At 45.0% G+C, this 17,888-nt stretch carries 19 protein-coding genes; 10 read left to right on the forward strand and 9 right to left on the reverse strand.

All coding sequences use genetic code 11. The annotated features are described in order from the left end of the window. Positions 1 to 3 precede the first annotated feature (3 nt). From RIC07_RS29325 to cofH, 3 genes are all read left to right on the forward strand, one after another. Positions 4 to 1,695, forward strand: coding sequence for an ArnT family glycosyltransferase (locus tag RIC07_RS29325; RefSeq protein WP_446397593.1), 1,692 nt, complete (start codon positions 4 to 6; stop codon positions 1,693 to 1,695). Continuing rightward, positions 1,692 to 3,692, forward strand: a complete 2,001-nt coding sequence (locus RIC07_RS29330) for an ArnT family glycosyltransferase (protein ID WP_446397594.1) — start codon at positions 1,692 to 1,694, stop codon at positions 3,690 to 3,692. The genes RIC07_RS29325 and RIC07_RS29330 overlap by 4 nt, the downstream gene beginning before the upstream one ends. A 361-nt stretch (positions 3,693 to 4,053) precedes the next feature. Continuing rightward, on the forward strand, positions 4,054 to 5,229 hold the full coding sequence (gene cofH / locus RIC07_RS29335) for a 7,8-didemethyl-8-hydroxy-5-deazariboflavin synthase subunit CofH (protein ID WP_446397595.1): 1,176 nt from the start codon (positions 4,054 to 4,056) through the stop codon (positions 5,227 to 5,229). Between the two features lie 170 nt (positions 5,230 to 5,399). Here the strand turns inward: cofH and RIC07_RS29340 are convergent, their stop codons facing one another. From RIC07_RS29340 to RIC07_RS29360, 5 genes are all read right to left on the reverse strand, one after another. Next, positions 5,400 to 6,107 (reverse strand): DevA family ABC transporter ATP-binding protein, encoded by a 708-nt coding sequence (locus tag RIC07_RS29340; protein WP_446397596.1) that lies wholly within the window; start codon positions 6,105 to 6,107, stop codon positions 5,400 to 5,402. Positions 6,108 to 6,189: 82 nt separating this feature from the next. Further along, entirely contained in the window at positions 6,190 to 6,354 is a 165-nt protein-coding gene (locus RIC07_RS29345) for a hypothetical protein (protein WP_446397597.1), read from the reverse strand. Then, positions 6,302 to 7,477 (reverse strand): ABC transporter permease DevC, encoded by a 1,176-nt coding sequence (gene devC / locus RIC07_RS29350; protein WP_446397598.1) that lies wholly within the window; start codon positions 7,475 to 7,477, stop codon positions 6,302 to 6,304. Before devC ends, RIC07_RS29345 begins: the two co-directional genes overlap by 53 nt. A 545-nt stretch (positions 7,478 to 8,022) precedes the next feature. Then, a complete protein-coding gene (locus RIC07_RS29355) occupies positions 8,023 to 8,163 on the reverse strand; it encodes a hypothetical protein (RefSeq protein ID WP_446397599.1) in 141 nt (46 codons plus the stop codon). After that, positions 8,160 to 8,441: a DUF433 domain-containing protein gene (locus RIC07_RS29360; protein WP_446397600.1), complete on the reverse strand. Its 282-nt coding sequence runs from the start codon at positions 8,439 to 8,441 to the stop codon at positions 8,160 to 8,162. Before RIC07_RS29360 ends, RIC07_RS29355 begins: the two co-directional genes overlap by 4 nt. Positions 8,442 to 8,708: 267 nt before the next feature. On the opposite strand from RIC07_RS29360, the gene RIC07_RS29365 reads away from it, so the two are divergent. The 3 genes from RIC07_RS29365 to RIC07_RS29375 all read left to right on the forward strand — a co-directional run bounded on the left by RIC07_RS29365 (position 8,709) and on the right by RIC07_RS29375 (position 11,591). After that, positions 8,709 to 9,308, forward strand: coding sequence for a hypothetical protein (locus tag RIC07_RS29365; protein ID WP_446397601.1), 600 nt, complete (start codon positions 8,709 to 8,711; stop codon positions 9,306 to 9,308). A gap of 244 nt (positions 9,309 to 9,552) precedes the next feature. Next, a complete protein-coding gene (locus RIC07_RS29370) occupies positions 9,553 to 10,761 on the forward strand; it encodes a hypothetical protein (RefSeq protein WP_446397602.1) in 1,209 nt (402 codons plus the stop codon). Between the two features lie 23 nt (positions 10,762 to 10,784). Then, positions 10,785 to 11,591, forward strand: coding sequence for an ABC transporter ATP-binding protein (locus RIC07_RS29375; protein WP_446397603.1), 807 nt, complete (start codon positions 10,785 to 10,787; stop codon positions 11,589 to 11,591). Positions 11,592 to 11,801: 210 nt separating this feature from the next. Here RIC07_RS29375 and RIC07_RS29380 read toward each other — a convergent pair whose 3' ends face one another. Further along, positions 11,802 to 12,587 carry a response regulator transcription factor gene (locus RIC07_RS29380; RefSeq protein WP_446397604.1) on the reverse strand — a complete coding sequence of 262 codons (786 nt, stop codon included), beginning with the start codon at positions 12,585 to 12,587 and terminating at the stop codon, positions 11,802 to 11,804. Positions 12,588 to 12,666: 79 nt separating this feature from the next. On the opposite strand from RIC07_RS29380, the gene RIC07_RS29385 reads away from it, so the two are divergent. From RIC07_RS29385 to RIC07_RS29395, 3 genes are all read left to right on the forward strand, one after another. After that, a complete protein-coding gene (locus tag RIC07_RS29385) occupies positions 12,667 to 12,789 on the forward strand; it encodes a hypothetical protein (RefSeq protein WP_446397605.1) in 123 nt (40 codons plus the stop codon). 92 nt (positions 12,790 to 12,881) lie between these two features. Next, the gene (locus RIC07_RS29390) at positions 12,882 to 13,292 is read left to right on the forward strand and encodes a DUF2294 domain-containing protein (RefSeq protein ID WP_446397620.1); all 411 of its coding nucleotides are present in this window, start codon (positions 12,882 to 12,884) and stop codon (positions 13,290 to 13,292) included. 182 nt (positions 13,293 to 13,474) lie between these two features. Continuing rightward, the gene (locus tag RIC07_RS29395) at positions 13,475 to 14,320 is read left to right on the forward strand and encodes a transglutaminase-like domain-containing protein (RefSeq protein ID WP_446397606.1); all 846 of its coding nucleotides are present in this window, start codon (positions 13,475 to 13,477) and stop codon (positions 14,318 to 14,320) included. A 6-nt stretch (positions 14,321 to 14,326) separates the two neighbouring features. Here the strand turns inward: RIC07_RS29395 and RIC07_RS29400 are convergent, their stop codons facing one another. The 3 genes from RIC07_RS29400 to RIC07_RS29410 form a co-directional block, all read right to left on the reverse strand. After that, positions 14,327 to 14,824: a GNAT family N-acetyltransferase gene (locus RIC07_RS29400; protein WP_446374303.1), complete on the reverse strand. Its 498-nt coding sequence runs from the start codon at positions 14,822 to 14,824 to the stop codon at positions 14,327 to 14,329. Between the two features lie 24 nt (positions 14,825 to 14,848). Continuing rightward, positions 14,849 to 15,139 (reverse strand): type II toxin-antitoxin system TacA family antitoxin, encoded by a 291-nt coding sequence (locus RIC07_RS29405; RefSeq protein WP_446397607.1) that lies wholly within the window; start codon positions 15,137 to 15,139, stop codon positions 14,849 to 14,851. 230 nt (positions 15,140 to 15,369) lie between these two features. Further along, positions 15,370 to 17,076 (reverse strand): PhnE/PtxC family ABC transporter permease, encoded by a 1,707-nt coding sequence (locus RIC07_RS29410; protein ID WP_446397608.1) that lies wholly within the window; start codon positions 17,074 to 17,076, stop codon positions 15,370 to 15,372. A 348-nt stretch (positions 17,077 to 17,424) separates the two neighbouring features. Between RIC07_RS29410 and RIC07_RS29415 the strand changes: the two genes are divergently transcribed. Next, the gene (locus RIC07_RS29415; protein WP_446397609.1) at positions 17,425 to 17,850 is read left to right on the forward strand and encodes a hypothetical protein; all 426 of its coding nucleotides are present in this window, start codon (positions 17,425 to 17,427) and stop codon (positions 17,848 to 17,850) included. Positions 17,851 to 17,888: the final 38 nt, after the last annotated feature.

Raw genomic sequence — 17,888 nt, forward strand, 5'->3', positions numbered from 1 at the left:
ACTATGAATTTACCTTTTACTCATGCTAACCGCAAAACAGCACAGATTCATGCTGCCATATTCTTAGCCAGTGTAATTACAGTCATTGCAGCGCTGACGCTACTGATAGTTTTGGCTCATACAGTGGCGACGACAACGATTCCCTTCGATAGCGATGAAGCTGAACACGCGGTTGATGGTTTGCAAGTTTACCATAGCCTGATTAGGCTCAATCTAGTAGACTTGTTCCAAGCAATTACCAGCCAAGCATTCTACCCGTTTATCAACTCATTCTTCGTTGCGATCGCATACTTGTTGGCTGGAGCTAGTGTTGTCTCCAGTCGTATACCATCAGTATTACTCTTCGCACTTACAGTGTTTGGCTTAAGCTGGCTCACCTTTAGGATTGCTCAACGACAAGAAGACGCCGTGAACCCAGCCGATCAATGGTTTCCCTGGACAGGTGCTATTTTCGCGATCGCCCTCGCTATTACCAGCCCGATTTTTGTCACCAATGCCGTCCTTTGTATGCTGGAAATGACGGGTGCGATGCTAGCCGTTCTGCTAATACTGATTGGGGATCAGATTGATCAAATCCGCCACCAACGTTCCCGCCTGATCGGGATTGCGATCGCGGCTTTCGTGGTCATGGCAATTGTGTTAACCAAATACTCCTTTGGCTTATTCTACATACCTGGACTACTCGCCGCCTTAGTCACCGCCACCAAACCTGGGAAATTGGGTCGTCAAGTCTGGCTAGAAACAACTGTAGTCCTGGGTATCTACGCCGCTGTCTTGGTTTTATGGATTCTGGTCACGGATCGACCAACAATGTGGATGTTCTTTACCAATCACCCCAGCTACGTGGATGTTTGGTCGGTCGAGAATTTTCTCTACTACCCCATTGTCTGGCTTAACGAATACTCAACCAAAAAGCCAGTCGGACTTCTTTCCCTCACCTTCGCCGTCATCGGCGCTGTTCGCTATTGGAAACATCTACCGGTGCGGATTGGGGTTTGGTCTGTTTTGGCTGCAACCGTCGTACTCGGGATTTCAACGACCAACTCTCAACGACATATACTGGTTATCGCACCTGTAATCTGGATGCTGGCTGGACTTGGACTCGTCAAGGTATTGCAATGGCTTGGTCGTAGAACACAGACTCGTCCCTTCGTTGTCGGTACAATCGGATTGATTTGGGCTTTACTGATTGTTTGTGCCATAGAACCTGCTTTACAGCTACAGGCTCGATTGATAAAAGTGTTTGAAGGGTTACCCGTCTATGCCGAAATGCAGGAGTTCGGACTGCAAGAGGTTGACCTAAATCAACCTGTTCTGCTACTCGGATTCAATACTGATCAATATAATCTATTGGCTATTCGCTGGCGTGCCGCCGTACTTTCTGGCAAACGCTTAGAGGATCTAAATATTGATCAGTTTCCCTTTGAACAGCGTGAAATTTATCTGCAGCGCACGGGTCGCAAGCCACAGAAAGTTAGCGTTGATCCCAGCTTTCCCCGCCAACCCTTGGATGCTATTCTCGATAGTGGCTATTACGCTTACATTATTGAGACTCGTAATCTGCAAGAGCAATCCAGCATTCTCCATTCTGAGCAACATTCACTCGACAATTATCCTACGGTTGCCCAGAAATTCTATCCCTGGTTAGTCACGGTCTACAAGATAGAAAATCAAGACCATTCGTTTAATTCGTGAACGGAATCATCAATATGCTGGCTGGCTTACCTTTACTCTCATTATTGCTTCTATTTCTAATTTTCCAGTATCCAGGTCAAGACTGGCGGCGTTCTGTCTTATCCGCAGCGATTGTCTGGGGAGTTTTGATCACGGTATTGACTGAGACGTTAAGTCTATTTAGAGTCTTGACATTTAGTTCAGTCTTAGTCTTATGGCTGATTACAGATATCGCACTCTTGTTTATCTATTATCGACTGGTTAAGAGAGGAAAGCGATCGCTAAATTTCCCTGAACGCCCCAAACTCACCCCAGTCTCACTGGTTTTGCTGGGCGGTGTCGTCTGTATCGTGGCGACAGTGGGTTTAATTGCCGTGGTAGCGCCGCCGAATAATTGGGATTCTATGACCTATCATCTGGCGCGGGTAGTTCATTGGATGCAAAATCGCAGTGTTGCCCATTATCCCACCTACTATTCGGCACAATTAGTTCATCCTCCGTTTGCCGAATTTGTGATCATGCACTTACAGATTCTCAGTCGGGGCGATCGCTTGGCTAATTTGGTGCAATGGTTAAGTATGGTTGGCAGCATTATTGGCGTATCCCTAATTGCTAAACAACTGGGTGCCAATCAACGGGGACAAATTTTTGCGGCGATTTTCTGCGCTACGATTCCGATGGGAATCCTGCAAGCGTCCAGCACTCAAAATGATTATGCTGTCGCTTTTTGGTTAGTTTGTCTTGCCCATTATATTCTGTTGGCATTGCCCGAAAAAAAGATTCCGCTTTCCTTAGTTATAAGTATTGGCGCTAGCTTAGGACTGGCTGTTTTTACCAAGAGTTCAGGCTATATCTATGCCTTTCCTTTAATGGTTTGGTTTTTCCTGGCGAAACTAAACCGCCTACGCTGGAAATTATGGAAACCAATAGGTATCATTACTCTTATATTTTTCAGCCTGAACTTAGGTCATTATTTACGCAACTTTGATTTGTATGGAAATCCCATATCGGTAGCCGAATATTCAGCCGACTATAAAATAGAAGTGTACAGCCTGCCGACATGGATCTCCAATATTATCCGGAATCTTTCTCTCCATGTTGATATCGTTAGATACCTAGGACTACAGGATTTTATTACGCCGATTACGGGGATTAGCCATAAATTAATCAGTATAATTCATTCCGTTTTGGGCGTTGATATGAATGATCCGCGAACAACCTGGCCCCTAAACTCCTATACAGTTCCGGGTCTATCCTTTGATGAAAATGTTGCCGGAAACCCCCTGCATCTATTACTCATTGCTTTAGCGATTATAGTTTTTGTGTTTAACAAGGAATTGAGGACAAAAAACAATGTAATCGGTTATGTCTTGGCATTAATTGGTGGCTTCTTACTCCTTTGTTGGATGCTGAAAATACAACCTTATCAAAGTCGCCACCATCTTTCGCTGTTTGTCCTATTTTCGTCTTTTGTCGGTTTAGTTTTTAACAAAAGCTGGAATCGTCATGTTTTAATAATTATGGCTGTGATTATGCTCGTAGCATCAATTCCCTTTGTGGTTGGTAATAAATACCGACCGATTGTTGCCGAGCAAAATATATTTAATACCAGCCGCAATGAACTGTACTTTGCTAATCGTAAATATCTCAAAGAACCCTATTTGACGACTGCTGATTTTCTCAAAAAACAAAACTGTGAAACGATTGGGTTATCTTTAGGAGGTACAGCCGTACCATCGGGGACGTATTGGGAATATCCATTTTGGGTACTTTTGCAGGAAAACAATTCTAAAACTATTCGGGTTCAGCATATTTTACATCCGGATAATCGCTCGAATGTCAAATCGAAGATATATCCCCACAATAACTTTAATCCCTGTGCCATTATTGCGGTTAGAAGTAGTAAAGAGGAACCCGTTAAAGAAATGGTGGTTCAGAGTAGCACTTATGTCAGCGCTTGGTCAGCTAACTCAGACCAGATAAATGTGTTAGTTAAAGATAGGGGAGAGGTTAAATAATTGGCAATTTCCAACTTATAAATAAGGGCGGATTTTGTTGATATGTTATTGGTGAGATAGGGCGGGTTTTGTTGTTCATTGATTTCAGCAATAGCTGACTTTAGTTCCTAAACCCGCCCCTACAGTTCCTAAACCCGCCCCTACAGTTCCTAAACCCGCCCCTTGATCCTCCTGAATTTACCCACACCCCACACCCCATACCCCACACCCTACACCCTGTCTCCTTTTTGGCTGTCTTACCCGCCCATTGAGGTGTAAGCCTCTGCGCCTTCAGCCGGGGGAGTGTCAATGATTACTGGCTCGATACTCTAGGGCATAGTAGTATCAAGAGGAGTGTTTCCCTATCTTTTCCAGATATTCCGTGATTACCAACTCCGTTGACGCCATTCTGAACCGCGCCTTAGCTGGTGAAGACATTTCTCCAGAGGAAGGTGTGATTCTCCTCCAGCAAACTGAACCGACTGCTGTGGCGGCGATTCAGGAAACGGCTGACCAATTGCGCCATCACCAAGCAGGCGATCGCGTCACCTACGTGATTAACCGTAATATCAACTTTACCAATATTTGTACTCAGCACTGTAGTTTCTGTGCCTTCCGCCGCGATGGGGGTACAGAGGGGGCGTATTGGCTAGATTGGGGGCAAATTCTGGAAAAGACAGAGGATGCAGTACAACGGGGGGCGACGGAAATTTGTATGCAGGGGGGCTTGAACCCGGAAGCCACTATTAATGGTGCGGCTTTACCCTATTATCTGGAATTGGTGAAAACGATTAAGCAAGCATTTCCTCAATTACATCTCCATGCGTTCTCCCCCCAGGAAGTCCAATTTATCGCCGAACAAGATGGATTGAGTTACGCTGAGGTCATTGCCGCACTGCAAGAGGCTGGGGTTGGTTCAATGCCTGGAACGGCGGCTGAGGTTTTAGATGATGAGGTTCGCCGTATCCTTTGTCCGGAAAAGACAAATACGACAACCTGGTTAGAGATTGTGGGAACGGCGCATCGATTGGGAATGCCCACAACTAGCACCATGCTTTCCGGTCATATTGAAACGAACCAACAGCAGATGGGGCATTTAACCAAGTTGCGATCGCTTCAGCAACGAACTCGCGCTCAAGGCTATCAGGGCCATATCACAGAGTTTATTCTACTGCCTTTTGTTGGTCAAGATGCCCCTAAACCGTTGCGTCAGCGTGTGGGGCGAGATCAACCGATTCTCCAGGATGCCCTATTATTAACGGCGGTGGCGCGAATTTTCCTGGGTAATTGGATTCCTAACCATCAACCAAGCTGGGTAAAATTGGGTTTGGCTGGTGCGAAGGAAGCTCTCAGATGGGGCTGTAATGACATTGGCGGCACGTTAATGGAAGAACATATCACCACCATGGCAGGCGCTCAAGGGGGAACCTGTATGGAAGTCGAGACTCTCCAAAAAGCGATTCATGCGCTAGGGCGTCCCTACCAGCAACGCGATACACTTTATCAACCGATACTACCTCAGGTTTCAGATACTGTAGGGGCGCACGTCTGTCATTGATGTCAACTTAAGCTCAAAAGCAGGGGTTGACGGAGCCTGTTCCGAAAGAACGTAAGGACTACAGCGTATTGTAATTGGTCGGTTGGGTTGGCGCATGTTACCCAATAGAATATAGGGCTAAAGCCCTTACTACAAGCCGGCGCGATCGCGTTATGTATGATTGAACTGGATTACTGGGAAATCGCTACTGATTCAGGTTGCTTGGATAAGCGCCCATCTTCCATATAAATAATCCGATCCGCAATATCCAAAATGCGATTATCGTGGGTTACGAGTAAGATTGTACACCCCTGTTGCTTGGCTAAATCATGCATAATATCAACCACATCTCGTCCCGATTTTTTATCCAAGGCGGCAGTGGGTTCATCAGCTAGCACGATTTGGGGACGGCTGACAAGAGCGCGGGCGATCGCGACTCGCTGTTTTTGTCCACCTGATAAATCTGCCGGATAATAATTGATGCGCTCCTCCAAACCAACCTGCTTGAGCATTTCTGCCGCCCGACGGTGGCGTTCTGACTTGGAAAATATGCCATGAACTTCTAACCCCATTTGCACATTCTCAAGCGCCGTTAAGCTGCCGTGTAAGTTGTGGGCTTGGAAAATATAACCATTGTGTCGTCTTGCCTGTACCAAAATATTCTGGCTAGCTTGACAAAGTTCCTGCCCTAACACATTTAAACTGCCTGACTGAGCCGATCGCAAGCCGCCTAATAAAGTCAGTAGCGTGGTTTTCCCCGATCCAGAAGGACCTGTCATAATCACAATCTCGCCAGCAAAAATCTCTAAATTGATATCGAATAACACCTGCTTTCGCAGTTTCCCTGTGCCAAAGTAGTGGTTAAGTTGATGAATATAAATTACGGGTTTATTTGTCATTTGTCATTTGTCATTTGTCATTTGTCAGGGAATAGGGAACAGGGAACAGGGAACAGGGAACAGTGTAAGGTAGAGTGTTGAGTTAACTCACGACTTCCCCATCTCCCCCTGCTCCCTCTGCTCCCCCTGCTCCCCCTGCTCCCCCTGCTCCCTCCGCTTCCCCTGCTCCCCCTGCTCCCTCCGCTTCCCCAGCTTTAAAAAATATCAGCCGGATCAGCCGCTTGGAGTCGGCGAGTCGCGATCGCACCTGATGCACCACACATAATAAATGTCAGCAGAAGCACCAAAATAGTCCGACTCAACGGCATTGCCAAAGGCAGCGCCGTTGCAGCCGCTGTAACTTGATAAGCCGCTAATGCGATCGCTAAACCGGGGATAAACCCTAACACCGATAGAATCAGTGCTTCTTCAAAAATTACTCCTAACAAGTAAGTATTCCGATAACCCATTGCCTTGAACGTGGCATACTCTTCCAAGTGGCTATTCACATCGGTCGAAAGCACTTGGTAGACAATCACCGTACCCACAATCAATCCCATGATCGTACCTAAGCCAAAAACAAACCCAATCGGTGATCTTGATTGAATATAGGCAATCTCAAAATCTACATAACCCTGACTCGTCAGCACCTGCACATCTTCCGGTAACCGCGCCGCTAAAGCATCTCTCACCTGTTCTGGCTCATACCCCGGATGCAGACGAATTAACCCCAAGCTTACCGATCCAGCATCCCGTTTGGGAAATAGCCGCAGAAAGTTTTGATCGCTGGTAATTAATGCGCCATCATCAGCAAAGGATGCACCGACTTGGAATAATCCGGCTATGGTTACGGTTCGCTGTCCAATTTCTGTGGTGGCTGACTCTCCCTGTTGAATCTGGGTAATCATGTCTTGATATTCACCCCGCGAGGCTTGGTCAAATAAAACTGTATCGGGTAGCTGAATCGCGTCGAGTTGCTGATTGACTTCAGGTAAATTAAAGGCAGGGCGATCCGGGTTTTGTCCGATCAGCAGCATGGATGTCTTTTGGCGGGTTTGGGGATTTCGCCATTGTACTGAGCCAAGGTATAATGCATCGGCAGAGGCGACTCCTGGCACGTCTTGAGCTTGATAAAGTCGCCGTCGGGTAAAGGTTCGCAATTGCCCAAAGTTCTGGGCTTGGGTGCTAATTACTACCAAGTCGGCTTGTAGGGTGCGAGGATATTGGGTGTTGGTTCTGTATAGGGCAGCAGCAAACCCCAGTTGCATAAAAATCAGCACATCGGCAAACGTAATACCTGCGATCGCGGTTAACAGCCGCATTCGATCATGTTTAAGCTGAAGTAACCCTAGGGGAGTGCGCTGTTGTAATGTTTTGATGAAGCCAAGCATGGTTTCTGATTAGGGGTTGCTGAATAAGGATTGTGGTGAGGGGGAGCAGGGGAAGCTGGGGAAGCTGGGGGAGCTGGGGGAGCTGGGGGAGCTGGGGAAGCTGGGGAAGAAAAAATTAACTTAGAACTTATCCGAGCCGTCTTGGGAGAAGTTGGATGTACTACATCGAGTTGAAAAACGCTGTAGGGGCGCAAGGCTTGCGCCCCCACCCTTTTCCCTCATGCTTATGAGAAACGCAATAACTGAGACAAAGAGTAAAAATGAATTCCGAATCTGAAAATCATTCCCTCCAGGCACTTAATTCTCTATTAAATAGATATTCTGAGCCGGAAAAAGTTACACAAGTCTTAAACATTGGCTATAGAATTATTGATTTGGTCATGCCAGTAGCAAATCGTTTGGACGTTACTATGAAAAATACATTAACCAATATATGCCAGATATGCCAAGATCATACAATAACAAGGTAGAAATGCTGGTTGATTTAGCTTGTGCATTTTGGCAAGAAAGACAACTTTAAACTTATGTCATCAAACATTAAAAATCTATCTATGTTCAGCATCTGTTCTACCGAGTTGTCCTGCTTGTTGCGCTGTTGTTGCCTGGAAACCACTAGATTGCAAAAGACTGGCGACCAATACGTCAACATCTTCGTCCAAATAAACATGAATAAAAATATCAGTCATAGGTTCCGAACTCGTGGATCAATTAGTTCGTCTGGAATACGGTTACGCTCAATGTATTCATTGATTTCTGCATGATAATCCAGATAATAGCTGAGTGCATCAAATACCTGTGATAGCGTAAGATGCGGCAACCGCTGAGGAATTTCCTCCGGCGAAACTCCGATACGCCACATTTCCACTATTGCCCTGACTGGTGTGCGGGTGCCTTTGATAATGGGTTCGCTATTGAGTATTTCGTCATTTCTGACAATGTGACAATGATCTGTTAACCTTACCATTAATGATTACTCCGTGAAGGGTAAACCTCAGATCAATTTTAGCTTGACAATGCTTTCTGAGGGTAAATTCATGGGAATCATTGTAGTGCGAGCATCTTGCTCGCTACCCATTCCCAATTTAAATGCATGACCGCTTAATTTACGTAAAGTCTTGCTGGAGCATAGTGTCGCACTTTAAAATGGTACAATAACAAGCTAAAAAGGCTAGTTGATTTAGCTGGTGTGTGAAATTTGGAAAAAAATATTTTTATAGGCACGTTTAAGTCTATGTCATCAAACATTGAAACTCTATCAAAATCAGAACAAGACGTTCAATCTAGTCCTTCTACGTTTCGCCTTTCTCCCTTAATTCGGATTACTCTTTTGAGTCTATACGTGGCGCTAACGGTACCTCTACCCTTTTTAGCTCAAGTGTCTGATGCTCCCGTACCGCCAGCATTGTTACTGTGGGGAGGGATTGGTTTGGGATTATTAGCGCTGTATGGGGCGTTGAGTGAACGAGTCATTGTGGATAATGAGAAAATTCAGGTGACTTATCCTAAATGGGTTCCTCGTTTTTTCCGTAAAGGTTGGGAGTTACATTGGACAGATGTTAAAGATTTAAAAATGCGGACGACGGGACAAGGGGGATTGGTTTACTATTTTGTAAGCCAGTCATCGGAGCAGGCGTATTTACTACCGATGCGTGTGGTGGGTTTTGCTCGGTTAGTTAAGTTGGTGGAAACGTATACAGGTATTGATACTACCGATATCCGTCCATTGGCACAACCCTGGATGTATCTCATTTTGTTAGGATTGACGCTGTTGCTATTACTCGTCGATGGTTGGACAATTTGGACGGTTTTTAGTCAAGGTTTGATCGCTTGAAATTTTCAACCAATCCGACGGTTCGAGGGACGTGATACATTTAAGTGCAGTAGACTTTATCGGTTTTATGGGCGCACGTCGGTTATTGGTGTAAACTTAAGCAAAAATTTGCAATACCTTGATTTTACCCCACCCTAACCCTCCCCTTGTCAAGGGGAGGGAACTGGAATAGGTTTAAGTTGACACGAATCATATCGATGCCCCCTAAAAATACTAATCTATCAGTTTTTTAGTCTAATATAAAATGAATTCAACTCAAGACTATATGCATAATTTTGCTATAAAAAAGCAAAAAATTATGGAGTTGGTTAATGCATTAATTAATAAACAGAAAAGTGTTGATGGATCGTCAAAATCTCGCCAAAAGATTCTTGACGAGATTTCTAATATTTTAGTTTTTATTCAACGGATTGAAAGACTAAGTATAAAAAAGAAGCAAATTGACCGAGGACATGAACCCAGAGTTCTAGAACTTACCAGTATCGTTGAAGTTTTGATTCCAGCGATTCAATCGGTTGTGGATGACAAAGCGGGTATTTCTCTGGTCAAACAGACCCGAATTAGGCTGTTGCGATCGCTCCGCCGACACGAACCATTTTTCCTAATCCTTAGACGCTCGATTCTTAATAGTTTTATCGATATTTACTATTTGGATTCAGTCCCGACCAAAGTCATTATTGGACTATGCTTTCCCTTTTCGTTGGCAGGGATTATTGCGCTAATTTCTTCCGTTTATTTTTTGAATTATGAAACTCAAATTTCAGAACTATCCCAAGTTAGTGAATCTTTAGAGAAAATCAGTAATGAACGTGAAGAAATAAAACAAAGTTTAGCAGGTATGGAGACACCACAAAGAAGGTTAAGTTCATTAGGTGCGGACAGCCGTCCAGCTCCGATGGAAGAAAGAATCCGCGAGATTGAATCAACGTTGACATCCCTTGAGAATCAGGTCAAGGAAGAACTTCAATTAATGCAAGCAGAAAATCAATCCGCTAAACAATTAACTATCACCTTGCCTTTTGGTTTGGAAACGATTTCTTTATCGCCAGAAGATTCTCAAATTATTTTCCGAGTTTTTGTGGTTGGCGCATCGGGAGCGTTGGGAAGTGTAGTCAGTATTTTAATTCGACTGAAGGAGTTTGATGTAGAGTTTCGAGAAATCCTCGATCCAGTTATTCCCTTTTTAATCGGGGCGTTTAAGCCAATTATTGGGGCATCATTTGGTGTTTTTATGTACACCCTAATTAGTTCTGGACTGATTCCCCTGGATACGAACCCAACAGAGGCTACGGGTAGAAAAGAAGAATTATTTTATTTTGCGATCGCGTTTACCGTGGGATTTAGTGAACGGTTAGCCAAAGATGTGATTGCCCGGGCGGAAACGACGGTAAAACTGGGAAACGTTAAAGAAATCCGAGAAATAAGAGAAATAGAGGAATCAGGAGAACAGTAAGTAACCATGAACAGTAAGTAACCATGAACTCGCCCACGGTATCTGATGATTCATTATCCCCGGCGCTGGCTCAACTCCAACTCAAACAAGTGAGTTTGGTTACATCAGCCAAAGGCGCGATTCCAGCGACGCCTATTCTCAGCGATATTTCCTTTGACGTGGCTAGAGGCGATCGCATAACCTTAATTGGTCCATCGGGTGCGGGAAAAAGTTCACTGCTGCGGCTGTTGAACCGATTGAGTGATCCCACCAGCGGTACGATTTATCTGGATAATCAAGGGATTCACACCATTCCCGTGTTGCAGTTACGACGGCAAATTATGCTGGTTTCCCAAGAACCCAAGCTACTCGGAATGACAGTACGGGAGGCGATGGCTTATCCGTTGGTGTTACAGCAGCTAGGAAAATCCGCGATCGCCCAACGGATTGAAACCTATCGGGAACGGTTGCACATCCCCAATGATTGGCTCGAACGCACCGAATTACAACTTTCCGTCGGACAACGACAACTGGTGGCGATCGCACGGGCTTTAGTTTGTCAACCCAAAATTATCTTACTGGATGAACCGACATCCGCCCTTGATGTGGGGACAGCTTCTCATGTTTTGGGTGTCTTGGCTGACATGGTGAAGCAGGATCAGATTACGGTTTTAATGGTCAATCATCAGTTAGACATGGCTCAACTGTTCTGTAATCGAGTATTGTATCTACAAACAGGTCAACTAAGGCAAGATAAATCCGCGACTAATTTGGACTGGAACCTGTTACGAGAATCCCTAGTTCAAGCCAAAGCACAAGCGACTGAAGACTGGGAAGAAGAAGAGTTTTGACCCTTCGCTTCCCTCAAGAGAACCCAATACCGCTCGGTTAAGAGGAGCAGAGGAAGCAAGGGAACCTGGTTTGTCGGGGCGGGTTTAGGGACTTTCTGATCGCGATTGATGGTAACGTTTGTACAAAACCCGCCCTGACTAAATTGTGCAGTGAACCTCCTTGTCGCTATATACCTGTTATCAACCTTTGCTCCTCTCCATCCCAGAACACTATTGTCGCCCAGCGGTACTCGCGGCTGCGGGTGCGACACGGGAGTGAGACGCCGGATAATGATTATTGGCTTCTCCTCCAGTTGATTGGCTGCGTTCCAGCATTTCTGGATTAAATCGATAACCCACATTCCGCACCGTTTGAATTAAACTCGGTTGTCGGGGATCAGTTTCGATTTTTTTCCGCAACGAGAGGACATGGGTATCAATAGTGCGGGGATTGTCAATCGCATCGGGCCACGCTCGACGGAGTAACTCAGAACGACTTAATGGTAATCCTTCCGCTTGGGTTAAGACGTAGAGTAAACTAAACTCCTGAGGCGTTAAATCAACAAACTCCCCTTTGTAACATACCCGGCGCTGGACTAAATCAATTTTGAGATCACCATATTCCAGCGTCATTGGCACAGCCGTGGTTTGGATGCGGCGAATCAGCGCCTCAACTCTTGCCAGAAACTCCTGCATCCCAAAGGGTTTAGTTAGATAATCATCGGCACCCGCTTTTAACCCTTGGACGATATCGACCTCGTGATTACGGGCAGACAACATAAATATTAATGATTGTCGCTGCTGATGAATCCAGCGGCAAAACTCTACTCCGTCACCATCAGGTAAGTCAGAGTCTAGAACCACAAGAGTGGGTTGGCGATTGTAGAACGTTTCTCTGGCTTGATAGAGGCTGGCAGATTGATAAACCCAATAGCCAGCTTGCTGTAAGTGCCAACCTAGCAGCGATCGCAAATGGGGATTCCCCTCGATAATCTGAATACAAACCGATGCTCCCACGGCATTTTGTTTCCTTTTTCGGCATTGTTGCTTAGGTTAACAAAGCTAATGTCAAGATTTTGTAACAACTGTTACTGTGATGGCTGAGGGGGCGGGGTGTCGGGTGTCGGGTATGGGGTGTCGGGTGTCGGGTGTCGGGTGTGGGGAAATTTTGCTTTCAACTTCAGTTAACACCAACGCTTACCTGCTGCTTCAGGTGTGACATTTTGTGATACGCTTAATTTCCAAGCATGCATCTGAGCCAATCTATTGCTATCATCCTCTGCGTTACCTCTGTATATTAATATTATGTCTATGTCAAAAAAAGCTCTTCCGACCCGGGGACAGTTGGAACGCCGCCTCTCTCAAGGAATACAATCACTCTACCGTGAGCAACTTGGACATCAACCGGGCAAAATAACAACCAGTATTCAAGGTGATAGAGTTACGCTAATTCTGGAAGATGCTGTAACTCAGCCGGAGCAGTTACTTGCTAACCAGGGAGACAAAGACCTAACGGAGAAGGTGCGCTCAGATTTAGATGCTGCCATCAAGCCTCAATTGAGAGAGCGAATCCAGAAAATTTTGGGAGTAGAGGTGGTTGATTTGCTTAGTGATACCACTCTAGAAACTCAAAGGGAGGGAATCATCGCTGTACTAGCTGAGACTCCTCAATTTCGCTGTTCGGGTTCAGCCGCACAACAGCCAACTCATCAAGCTTCTTAAGACGTTAGTGATTATCATTTGTCATTTGTCATTTTTTCAATAAAACCTCTATGGCTTACGATTATTAGAACCTAGATTGTTAATTCTAAAAATTTACGTTGACAACAATTAATATAAATAAATGCCAAATAATGGCAAATTATTTAGAGAAAGCCTTAAAATAATCCTTATTGAGATAAATTATGAAATTTAAACTGGGCTGTCAATTAAATTATAGTATTGCGGCAAGCAGCACTTTTATTTTTAATCTCAGCGTTGTTGAGAAAAAACATCAAAAAATCCTGCAAGAAAGCTTGCAAATTGAACCATCATTGGATTATGAGGAGTATGTTTCTCCTCGGATGGAAAACCGATATCTACGATTCTATGTACCCCAAGGTAACTTACAGGTGTCCTATCAAGCAACTGTGGATTTATTTTATCGGGATGAAGACCCCAGTTCGATTCCGGAAAATCCTCCGGATAAGTTACCGTTAGAAACGTTACATTATCTCTATCCATCACGTTACTGTGAGTCAGATCGGCTGATGCGTCTGGCACAGAATGAGTTTGGTAATTTGATTCCTGACTATTCCCGCGTCACGGCTATCTGTAACTGGATTTACGATAATGTCACCTATTTATCGGGTAGCACGAATCAACATACCTCGGCTTATGATACCGTGACAGAACGAGCAGGGGTTTGTCGAGATTTTGCCCATTTGGGAATTGCGTTTTGTCGGGCGTTGAATATTCCGGCTCGATTTGTGACGGGATATGCCTATAATTTAGAACCGCAAGATTTTCATGCCTATTTTGAGGCGTATTTAGGCGATCGCTGGTATTTATTTGACCCTACCCGACTCGCCCCCTGTAATGGCTTAATTCGGATTGGGATTGGGCGCGATGCGGCTGACGTAGCCTTTGCTACTATTTTTGGTAATGTTCAGATGGACTATAAAGAGGTTTTTGTCGAAGCGGTTCCGGATCAGGATGGAAAAACGCCTGAACTCCCCGACTATACCAATCGTGCGATCGCGTTAATATAATACATTTCAAATAAGATTCTTTTTTATGTCAGAAAGTTTTACCATGACCGTTAAAGGATGAATTGGAGAAGGCATAAAGCCGCAACGTTCCACGTAAAAATTTTTCACATTCTCGTTAAGGGCATGAATTAGAATCGCTCTAATCCCTAGTATCTCTGATGCTTGTAGAGTACGCTTTACGGCATCTTTGATCATTCCCATACCAATCCCCTTTCCTTGATGACGAATATCAACAGCCAGTCTACCCATTACTACGACTGGGATTGGATCGGGCATATTTCTTTTGATTTTGCCTGGAGATTCAATATGGGAAACCTGACCATTAGCTAGACAGTAGTATCCTACTACTTTGTTTTCCCAGCAGACTACATAAGTGCGTGATGAACCAAGGGTTTCATTGTTAAGAGCGCGTGTTTTTAACCATTGATTTAAGCTTGTCTCGCCACAATCAAATGACTCTAGATCATGGGTTGGTTGAATATGTTCCGGTGGGGTATACTTCATGAGGTAATTACCACAGAATAATAATTATTCCCAAGGAGATTTTACCTGAAGCAATTGATGTAACTTTTCGTTTTTCTCTGGTGGCAGATCAAGAGCTTGATTAAAAGCCTTCCACTGGTCATCATTAAGGCGGAACAATCTCCAATCTAGCAATGCCTCTTCTGCGGCTCGATAGGCTGCGTCTAACATAAAAGCACTCCGAGTCTTGCCACAAACAGATGCCGCTGTGTCTATGAGATCAAGCTGATTGGGTTCAACTCTCATATTGACGACAAGGGAGCGCTTGTCTTTATTGGTTTTATCAAGAAACGCCATAGTTGCTCTTACTTTATAGTTTGATGATGTTAGCTATGTGTGTACATTGTATATACAAAAAGCATGATAGTCAACGACTATAGCACTATGGAGATGCGTTAGGATATCAGTTGCTCCCAATAGGCAACAGGCAACAGTCAAGAATGTCCCAACCTGAATGGTACTGACTGGTATGCTGGTGGGCAATGCCCACCCTAGGGAATATCAAGGATTTCGGCGATCCAACAAGTTCATCGCAATGATCGCCGACTAATTCCACTCACCCAATCCACGAGAATTGTCAGCATAATTAAACAGGCGATAGTGGTAACAATACCGGGCGCGTCAAAACTACTCAATTGTTCACTCAATAACCGCCCTAACCCACCCGCCCCCACTAATCCCACAATTACCGTTTCTCGCATACAGACTTCCCAACGGTACAGACTATATGCCAGAAAACGGGGTAATGTCATTGGTAGCACCCCATATAAAAACACCAACTTAGCGGGGGTTCCCTGAGCTTTTAAGGCTTGTAATGGAGGTTGGGGGAGATTTTCCGTCACTTCTGCCATCAGCCGCCCTAAAATTCCCAAATTGTGCAATCCCAACGCGATCGCACCCGGTAAAATACCTGGAAAGAAGATAAACAGCGCCACTAACGCCCAAATTGGTGCCGGAATTGCCCGACATACCAATAAAATCGCCCGTGTGAGTAAAAAGGTAATCCATACCCAAATCGTCTCGCCTCGCCCTCTTCCATGACGACTGGGATTGAGTAATCCTCCAGGTAGGAAAAAATTACGAGTCGCCGGAAATGAGAGTAAAATGCCACCCATACCCGCTAGTGCGATCGCGAGAATAGACATGGATAGGGTTTGGGTTGATAATCGGACTAATTCTGGCAATTGTTCCCAACTGATATCCGGTGGAAAGGATACGGTTATCGCATCCACCAATAATTTCCCAGTGCGGGGTGACCAAAGTTGAGTAAAGTCAGGATGGACATACCAAAAGCAAAAGGGAATGAGTAGCGCCCCGCCGATACCCGCCAGAGTAATCAACGGATCACGCTGATATAATTTCCTTTGAGACGTAGAACCGTGATCAGCATTTAAATCCAGCCGACTGCTACAGCCTAAGCGATCGCGTAACCAAGCGCTACTGAAATCAACCATCCCATTTAAGATAAATAGGGCATAGAAAAACGTCCACAACTGTTGATAACGTAGCGACTGTAAACTCAAGAAAATCTCATATCCTAATCCCCCAGCCCCGATAATTCCCAATACCGCCGCCGAACGAATCGAACATTCAAAGCGATAAAACGTATAGGAGAGAAGATTTAAGAAGGCTTGGGGAATCAGCGTATACAGAAACGCGGTTAACGGTGCAACCCCACTATTCAGCAGCGTGATTAGCGGTTGACGGGGCGTCTCATCCAGAATTTCGGCAAAAACCTTCGCCACTACTGCCCCAAAGGGAAGCGCGATCGCTAAAATGGCGACTAAGGGATCAAGTCCCCAAATATTCACAAAAAACAATCCCCAGAGCATTTCGTGAATCGCCCGGGGAACCGCCAACAATCCCCGCAAACTCACCCAAATTTTGGCGGAATGTCTCTCGATTGAACCCTGGGAAACCGCTAACCACCACACCTCTGAGGTAAAAATTCCGCCAACGATTCCCAGCACCACACTGAGAAACGTACCACAGACGGCATAGGCTAATGTGGTAAGCGTCGCCTCTAAGGTTAATTGGAGAAACTCAAGGCTTAACTCCGGCTGTAGACTAGCTTGGAGAAATCGCCCCAATAAGGAAAATCCACCTGGATTCAAGATATCTTGTCCCCAGATACCCGCCTGGTAGAGAGAAAGTGCGATCGCGCCGATAAATACTAATCCCCAAACCGTTTGTGGGCTGAGAATTGGGGGACGAGATAAGGGCTGACGTTTCACAGGATGATGATCGGGAAGCTGGGGAAGCGGAGGGAGATAGGGAAGATGAGGGTGAGTGTCAAAACTGCCGTTTTTCTGTCTTTAGTATGAAGAAAATTGTAGGGGTTTATTGCCACTATGGGAAAGTATGCCCAGAGTCTCACCAACCGCTTAGGGTTGAAACCCAAGACTAAAATCCCAAGTCAGCCTTAGCTGACTGAATAAGAGTTTTAGTCGTCTTGAGACGACTTGTGCTTTTAGCCAAAAACTTGATTTCTTGGCGGGTGTCGGGGCTTATTGACAAAGGTGCAAGTATCGGGTATTGCCCATTTCCTAGTTCCCTGTTCCCTATTGCCTTTAAAGACTATTATGCCGTTATTAAAAATGAAACTACACCTCAGCAAACTGCGTCAAATCCTAGCCTTGTTTTTAATTCCAATTTGCCTAGTTTTCGGATTAGCGATCGCAGACAATAATAGCGCAGCCTTAGCCACCCCTCTAACGCCTACAGCCCAATTAACCCCAGCCCATCCCCAATCTGAGAAATCTGTCGATTTAGACAAAGGGAGTGAGCAAGCGAAAAAGGCATCAGAAAAGGCATTTGAGGGCTTAGAGACAACCAAGGAATTGATCGGCAAAACCGAGAAAAGAAAACAGGCGATTGAACATGGACGGAAAAAGGCAAGCCGTAAACTAGACTCGATGGCTGAAAAAGCCGAAAAAGCTAAAAAATCAGAAGAATCCTTGAACCACACCGAAAAACTAACCCTTGATCGGATAACTGACGGTAAATAATCCAGTTAAATCGGGCGCAAATCTTTGCGCCCCTCCGG

Source organism: Coleofasciculus sp. E1-EBD-02, assembly GCF_040218245.1.
Lineage (GTDB): Bacteria > Cyanobacteriota > Cyanobacteriia > Cyanobacteriales > Coleofasciculaceae > Coleofasciculus.

What these genes read in the sequence shown, in the direction of transcription:
- RIC07_RS29390 (WP_446397620.1), top strand. Translation starts at nt 12,882, where the DNA reads ATGTCAAAAAAAGCTCTTCCGACCCGGGGACAGTTGGAACGCCGCCTC.
- RIC07_RS29370 (WP_446397602.1), top strand. Translation starts at nt 9,553, where the DNA reads ATGAATTCAACTCAAGACTATATGCATAATTTTGCTATAAAAAAGCAA.
- RIC07_RS29395 (WP_446397606.1), top strand. Translation starts at nt 13,475, where the DNA reads ATGAAATTTAAACTGGGCTGTCAATTAAATTATAGTATTGCGGCAAGC.
- RIC07_RS29375 (WP_446397603.1), top strand. Translation starts at nt 10,785, where the DNA reads ATGAACTCGCCCACGGTATCTGATGATTCATTATCCCCGGCGCTGGCT.
- devC (WP_446397598.1), bottom strand. Translation starts at nt 7,477, where the DNA reads ATGCTTGGCTTCATCAAAACATTACAACAGCGCACTCCCCTAGGGTTA.
- RIC07_RS29325 (WP_446397593.1), top strand. Translation starts at nt 4, where the DNA reads ATGAATTTACCTTTTACTCATGCTAACCGCAAAACAGCACAGATTCAT.
- RIC07_RS29340 (WP_446397596.1), bottom strand. Translation starts at nt 6,107, where the DNA reads ATGACAAATAAACCCGTAATTTATATTCATCAACTTAACCACTACTTT.
- RIC07_RS29405 (WP_446397607.1), bottom strand. Translation starts at nt 15,139, where the DNA reads ATGGCGTTTCTTGATAAAACCAATAAAGACAAGCGCTCCCTTGTCGTC.
- RIC07_RS29415 (WP_446397609.1), top strand. Translation starts at nt 17,425, where the DNA reads ATGCCGTTATTAAAAATGAAACTACACCTCAGCAAACTGCGTCAAATC.
- RIC07_RS29355 (WP_446397599.1), bottom strand. Translation starts at nt 8,163, where the DNA reads ATGACTGATATTTTTATTCATGTTTATTTGGACGAAGATGTTGACGTA.
- RIC07_RS29385 (WP_446397605.1), top strand. Translation starts at nt 12,667, where the DNA reads ATGGCTGAGGGGGCGGGGTGTCGGGTGTCGGGTATGGGGTGTCGGGTG.
- RIC07_RS29365 (WP_446397601.1), top strand. Translation starts at nt 8,709, where the DNA reads ATGTCATCAAACATTGAAACTCTATCAAAATCAGAACAAGACGTTCAA.
- RIC07_RS29360 (WP_446397600.1), bottom strand. Translation starts at nt 8,441, where the DNA reads ATGGTAAGGTTAACAGATCATTGTCACATTGTCAGAAATGACGAAATA.
- RIC07_RS29400 (WP_446374303.1), bottom strand. Translation starts at nt 14,824, where the DNA reads ATGAAGTATACCCCACCGGAACATATTCAACCAACCCATGATCTAGAG.